Genomic DNA, 6838 nt, shown 5'->3' with positions numbered 1-6838 from the left:
GGATAAGACACAGTTAGGATTTACCTACAAAAATAAATGGGGGCGTATGGCATGAACTACGATGTAGTTGCGCTTGGGGAATACTTAATTGATTTCACTCCGTATGGTCGTTCCGAAGCGGGACAGCCTTTATTTGAACGTAATCCAGGTGGAGCACCGGTGAATGTGGTAGCGGCCTTGGCGAAGCTCGGCAAGAAAACGGGTTTCATCGGAAAGGTGGGTAACGACCCGTTTGGAGTGTATTTGCGCGAAGCTTTACTTTCCGTCGGTGTGTCGGATCAAGGGTTAGTTACGACAAATGAAGCTCATACGACGATGGCTTTCGTTCAGCTGGATTCAGAGGGAGATCGATCATTCCATTTTGCTAGAACACCAGGTGCGGACCAGCTGTTGAGAGCAGATGAGGTAAATCTTACAATGCTCACTGATACACGGATATTTCACTTTGGTTCGATTTCTATGACGTCGGAGCCTGCGTACACAGCGACTATAAGTACTGTTCAGGTTGCAAAGGAGCTTGGAGCACTTATTACGTATGACCCGAATTGGCGTCCTACATTATGGAGAGATGAAGAGCACGCATTAGAAGTAATCCACCTAGGTCTAAGCCTCGCAGATGTCGTGAAGGTTTCCGAAGAAGAACTCTTTTTCTTGACTGATGAGCAGGATCTAGAGAAGGCAGCAAGACATCTAGTTAAACAGTATGGGCTTACCTTGCTATTGGTCACAGCAGGAGGTGCTGGTTCTTTTTACCAGATGAAGGATTGGTGGGGGAAGGTGGATAGTTACTCTGTTCAGACAGTGGATACGACTGGAGCAGGGGATGCGTTCTTGGGGGCTATACAATATGGAGTTTTGGAGACAGAGAAGGCCCTGCAGGATTGGGAGGAAGAGGAGTTGAGAGAGGCACTGCGGTTTGCAAATGCGGCAGGTGCTCTAGCGACAACTCGGAAGGGTGCCATTCCGTCTCTGGGTACGCTAGAGGAAATTCACACGTTAGTACGAGATGGAAATAGGCCTGAAAAATAGAGTTTTGATTACAAAGGAGTGAAGTTCTATGTACATTTCTGAAGAGAACAAATTCATAAAGTATGCTCACATAGGTTCCTATGATGAAAAATACAGACCTCAGTTCCACTATTCACCAGCGAAGAACTGGATGAATGATCCTAACGGCTTGGTCTACTACGAAGGCGAGTACCACCTTTTCTATCAATATACGGTTAATTCCACCAGTCCTGATTTCCCACGCATGCATTGGGGCCATGCAGTAAGCAAGGATTTGATCCATTGGGAGGAACTCCCGCCAGCCATTGCGCCTGACATGGACGGAACGATCTTCTCGGGAAGCGCAGTGGCGGATATAAACAACACCAGTGGCTTCTTTAATGAGGAAGGTTCCGGTCTTGTTGCTATTTACACGAACGAAGGGAATCAAGCTCAGCCTAACAAACCGCAAGTTCAAAGTATCTCTTATAGCAGAGATCGAGGACGGACATGGCTGAGGTTTGAGGGAAACCCTGTTCTGTTTCCAACCAGTGAAACAGCTGATTTTCGGGATCCTAAAGTATTTTGGCATGAAGAATCCTCCAGGTGGATTATGGCGTTGGCTGCAAGAGATCGCATAGAGTTCTACACTTCAGAGGATCTTAAAGCGTGGAACTTTGCAAGCGAGTTCGGATCCACGGTACCTTTTGTGCATCGTGGCGTATTCGAATGTCCCGACATCTTCCAGGTTCCTGTGGATAATGATCCAAACAACAAAAAATGGGTTTTATCTCTGAGCGTCGGAGACCTAAACGGGGAAAATACGTGCGATCCGCAGCCTCCCGCAGGCGGTTCCGGTATGATGTATTTTATAGGTCACTTCGACGGTCAATCGTTCATACCAGATAAAACAATCGAGTCCATTCACGATATCCAATGGATTGATTTCGGATCAGACTTTTATGCAGCGGTCACCTGGAATGGGATTCCGAATGAGGATGGGAGAGTAATATGGATCGGTTGGATGAACAATTGGCGTTATGCTAATAAATTGCCATCTTTGGAATGGCGCGGAAATATGTCACTTCCACGAGAGATTCAACTCAAAACTTATCTGGGAGGACTTCGCTTGATTCAGAAGCCGGTGAGGGAGTTGAGCAAATTGCGGAATCCAATTTCATCCCTGACAGACCTGGTTATTAAACCAGGAGATAACCTTTTATCCGAAGTTACTGCCCTTAAAGCGGAAATCATTGCTGAATTCGAAATAGGTACCGCGTTAGAATTCGGTTTCAAGCTTCGCAAGTCTTCAAGTCAGGAAACCATCATTGGTTACGATGTCGAGAATGAATTTCTGTTCCTTGATCGAACAAATGCCGGATCGGCGGATTTCCATCCGGATTTCGCAGCTAAACACACCGTGACTCTGAAGCCAGAACATAAACGGATTCAAGTAACTATTTATGTGGATGGGTCGAACATGGAGCTGTTCGGGAATGATGGTAGTGCCGTAATCACAGATTTGATTTTTCCTGATCAAGGAAGTCAAGGACTTGAACTGTATGCAGTCGGCGGGTTTGTTAAACTGATTTCATTGCAAATCAGTGATATGACCGGGATTTGGGAAAGATAATACGGTGCGATGTAGGATAATGTTTAGAAGTTCATAGTAACGCCTACTTACTTAAACTTTTCCCGACCGTCCAATTGTAAACTGTGGGACTAAAGATGAAACTCAAAATCCATTTTGTTTTGTTGTTGTTTGTGAATAAATAATCATAGAGTAAGAGGGAACCAACAAAGGTAGTTTTGTTCCGAAAAGAGAGACGACTCGTGCTGAGGCTTCTGCTATTATCTGGAAGTTTCTGAACTTCGTTTATCCCAATGGTGAACTTTTGATTACTGAGGGATCTCTAACAAAGGTTGTAAAACGTACTTCAAAGTTTATTTGTAATTCAGGTTATTCACACCAAAACAACACTTCAAAACTTAATTTGTAAATCGATTTTATAAGAAAAAGCGAGCAAACCCTTGTGTTTGCTCGCTTCATTGAATTTAAGTGCGTATTATTTTGAATGTGCTATATAATTCAGACGTTATAAAGGGGGGGACATACTAACATAAATGAATTCACAGATATCTTTTGTAGGATATTTCAATTTGAGCGTCTTTCTTCTTCACACTGGAAAGGGGTTAGGCCAGATTTTGTAATTGATACCGATAATGACCGTATTTATGTACCACAGCACTTAGCTAACCGGTAACAATAGTTGAACATTCAACAAGAACAAGCCTGCCGGCAATGTGCGGCAGCCTTTCGTTCACCTAACGGGAGTTTAGCGTCAGATAGAAACATCTAAAATGTGCTTATCCACTTGAATGGAGGGTCTAACCTTGGGTATTAGGAATTATCTGATTGGAGGCGTTTCCGGCGCTGGCAAAACTACGGTCTGCAACGAATTGCAGCGGCGCGGCTACCATGCCATTCATGGTGATCGTGAATTGGCTTATCAAGGCGATCCGGAAACACCGATTCCGACATGGGTAGACATATGTATAAAATACGGGTTTTGTGAACATGTATCACAAATAATGGCCAGGGGGTTTGTCTTTCTATGTTTGTGGGGCTGATTTCGATTTCGACCCACAAACAAATCCCCGGCAATTACCCCCCGGCCCAAACGCGTTAACGCGCTCTCGCCTTATACTTGCCGGTGTGCTGCAGTTTAACCTTAACCTCCACTTTATCAAGGGAGTCGGCATCCAAATTGAAATCGTTACGCTGGTTGAGTTCATGCCATTTTTTTGGGAAGTTCCTGTAAAGCCGCTCGCCCAATTGCAGCACATCTATTTTTTTGCTAAGCCCTATCTCATATGTTTTTCTGAGCTGATCTTCAATTACTTGCTCCGCAAGTTTCCGCATGTCTTGTGGGGAAATATCCTCAACCATTTCATCCGCATAGGCATTTATTTTCAATTTAATCGTATAGTACACCCTTCCATTTCGAATAGTAGGCAGAATACGCGATTTCGGCTCAATCATAACCATTGCCGCGACAGGCTTCTTCGTGTCCGGAATGTTGATCGGGGAACGCGACAGCTTTTCTTGAAGCCATCGAAAACCTTCTAACTCTTTTTCGGACATCCACCCTAGGGATTGGCTGCCTTTTAAATAAAACGCCCCATCGATTCTAAACATCGATCTGGGCTGTTTATCTTCGGTCCATTCTCCCTTGTCAAGAGCGATCGAAGGAAGCATGGCCGATTGCCCTGGTTCATTTATCTCTGAAATAATCTTGAAACCGTAATGCGGCGTAATATACGAGCGCTGAGAATAGATTTGTGACGGATTGTCCAGTAAGGATTCTGTCGGAGATAGATTCAGAATCGACTTCTGCTGAAATAAATCGTTTAACGACTCTTTTGTTCCATACAGCAAAACGTTATAACGGATTTCCCGATAGCGGTTTATCATATCGTAAGCTTCTTTAACTCTTTTACCGTTCTTTAAAAATCTTTCCGTGCACACGATGGACTTCACATGTCCCCAATAAACTCTTAGTTGGGAAGTCGCATAAATCGCGTTAAACGTTTCAGTCACCGTTTCCCCTTTTCCTTTCCCAATCCATATGGGGATATTCTTCCCTAGCTGTGATGATTCGGTTTTGGACACATTGGCAAAATTGAGCACCTGTACATAGGTGACATATTTTCCATCTTCGTAATCCAATCCGATCGCTGTTACATAGGCCATGGTTTGAATATCTTTGGAATTCCAACAACCCGTTTGGAGAATTAGAAAGGTTAGGACGATAAAAAAAAGAGCGAATTTCCTCATTCGGGATCTTTCCCTTTATGGTCTGAATCGATCGTGTGCAGTTCTTGCGGACGAAAACGCATTTTAGCCCATGGGAGCCTTAAAAAGCTCTTAAATAGATCTTTGTAATTAGGCGGGGATAACGGGGATAAAAAAGGGATCCCGAACGATTTGATCCTGGACATGTGAATTACCAACAAAACCATTCCCAAAATGAGTCCATACATCCCTATGACCGCTGACGCTAGAAAAATAATCAACCTGATCACACTTACGACAGTGCCCAAGGTCTGATTAACAAGTGTAGCTCCCATGATTGCGGTAATTGCCCCAACCACCACCACCGATGGCGAAACCAAGCCTGCACGTATGGAAGCATCACCAATGACTAACCCACCGATGACCGTTAGTGTTTGTCCAATGGAGCTAGGCAATCGTACTCCGGCCTCTCGAAAAACCTCCAGGAGGAACAGTAATGTAAACATTTCCATTTGCGCAGATAAAGGTAAACCGCTTCTCGCTACCGATATTGTCGCCATGAGCCGAAATGGAATTTGATCTTGGTGAAACGCAGTAAGGGCCACCCAAAATCCAGGCAAGAGAATCGACATCCAGAAACTTAAAAAACGGATCAGGCGTGCAAAAGCTACGTATTGAAAACTGAAATGAATATCCTCCGGGGATTTCATAATCAACGAAAACGTCCCCGGTGCAATTAAGATCAAAGGGTTGCCGTCGATAATAAGAATAAATCGCCCGGACAACAAGCAGTTAACTGCATAATCAGGCCTGCCCGTGAAGTCCGTTATAGGAAATAACGCAAATTTTTTATCGGTAAGTGCTTCCTCCACCTGGCTGATACTATAAATGCCATCGACATCAACTTTATTTAAGCGAGAACGAACTTCCTCTAAAATATTAGGTGCTAGAATATCCTTAATATACATAAGTCCGATCTTCGTTCTTGTTCTTCTTCCGAGAATGAACGTTTCACAGCATAAGGAATTGCTTCGAATCCGTTTGCGAATCAGGGCAATATTCGTCGAAAACTCTTCCACAAATCCATCTTTCGGCCCTTTGATAGAAATCTCGACACTTGATTCATCAGGTGCCCGCTTAGGACGGTTGCAAATATTAAGCTTATACATCACATCCGAAGCTACGAAAACAAGCAGAAGATCCCCTTGAAAGACGCAATCTGTCATCTCTTGCTCAGTAGCCTCTCCATCAAAGGAAATGAGCGGTAAAGAGCCGAGCACATATCCGTTTTGCAAATATTCGAAGCCATTTTCTTTATAAACTTTATTCAACTCCGGCAGGACAATTTTCCCCAGTTGAACGGCATCACATAAACCTTCTGCATAGATCATCATAATCGTGGATGACGGGTCATCCTCACCAAATAAGTAGGTCTGAATTTGCACGTCAGAACAGTTTGCGAATAGTTGCCGAAGCATCTGCTCTTTCGTTACATCTCTAGATTGAGTATCGCTAACGCTCATGCTGTTCACTCCTTGGTGGGTTTGGCCATCCATGCTATAACGGCTAAAACAATTGTTACGATTAGAGTGAAAATCAAAGTTACAGGAAAATAAATTTTATACATCCATAAATAGAACGAATTTTGATGTGTTACAATCATTGAAAATATAAAGATGCAAAGCGTTAATAACAGAATAAACCAACGCCGCATTTCTGTCTTTTTAAATGGAATTAATTCCGATAATAAATAAAGAGAAAGACTAATTCGAATCGTTGCTCCGGCCAACCATTGATAAACAGACAAGAAATCGAGATGCTCGATATACGAACCTATTTTGACAAGCCGCCATTGCTCATACGGGGATACCATCTGCTTGGCAGCTTCTTGAGGACCGAATTCCGTGATCGCTCCTACCAAAGGACCTAATGTAATGTATACGAGAATTATTCCGAGCAGCAGCATCTGCCAGACACGCATCTTCGATTTAAAACGATGTTGGAGCAATAGCAGCAGCATGATCTCCACTAATGCTCCTCCCGTATAAACCATTC

6 protein-coding genes are annotated in these 6838 nt (G+C 43.6%); 3 read left to right on the top strand and 3 right to left on the bottom strand.

Annotation, left to right across the window (positions count from 1 at the left end):
• Positions 1–51: 51 nt before the first annotated feature.
• From AC1DUA_RS17090 to AC1DUA_RS17080, 3 genes are all read left to right on the top strand, one after another.
• Positions 52–1029: a PfkB family carbohydrate kinase gene (locus AC1DUA_RS17090; protein WP_477500911.1), complete on the top strand. Its 978-nt coding sequence runs from the start codon at positions 52–54 to the stop codon at positions 1027–1029.
• A gap of 28 nt (positions 1030–1057) precedes the next feature.
• Positions 1058–2620, top strand: coding sequence for a glycoside hydrolase family 32 protein (locus AC1DUA_RS17085; RefSeq protein ID WP_477500910.1), 1563 nt, complete (start codon positions 1058–1060; stop codon positions 2618–2620).
• Positions 2621–3381: 761 nt separating this feature from the next.
• Positions 3382–3618 (top strand): hypothetical protein, encoded by a 237-nt coding sequence (locus AC1DUA_RS17080; protein ID WP_477500909.1) that lies wholly within the window; start codon positions 3382–3384, stop codon positions 3616–3618.
• A gap of 55 nt (positions 3619–3673) precedes the next feature.
• On the opposite strand, the gene AC1DUA_RS17075 is transcribed toward AC1DUA_RS17080, so the two are convergent.
• From AC1DUA_RS17075 to AC1DUA_RS17065, 3 genes are all read right to left on the bottom strand, one after another.
• A complete protein-coding gene (locus AC1DUA_RS17075) occupies positions 3674–4825 on the bottom strand; it encodes a Ger(x)C family spore germination protein (RefSeq protein ID WP_477500908.1) in 1152 nt (383 codons plus the stop codon).
• The gene (locus tag AC1DUA_RS17070; protein ID WP_477500907.1) at positions 4822–6306 is read right to left on the bottom strand and encodes a spore germination protein; all 1485 of its coding nucleotides are present in this window, start codon (positions 6304–6306) and stop codon (positions 4822–4824) included. The genes AC1DUA_RS17075 and AC1DUA_RS17070 overlap by 4 nt, the downstream gene beginning before the upstream one ends.
• Before the next feature lie 5 nt (positions 6307–6311).
• Positions 6312–6838, bottom strand: a 527-nt coding sequence (locus tag AC1DUA_RS17065) for a GerAB/ArcD/ProY family transporter (protein WP_477500906.1), incomplete at its 5' end; no start/stop codon positions are given.

This window comes from Paenibacillus sp. 01T422 (genome assembly GCF_056398785.1).
The sequence above is the reverse complement of the archived record's forward strand: the minus strand, read 5'-3'. Positions and strand labels throughout refer to the sequence as shown.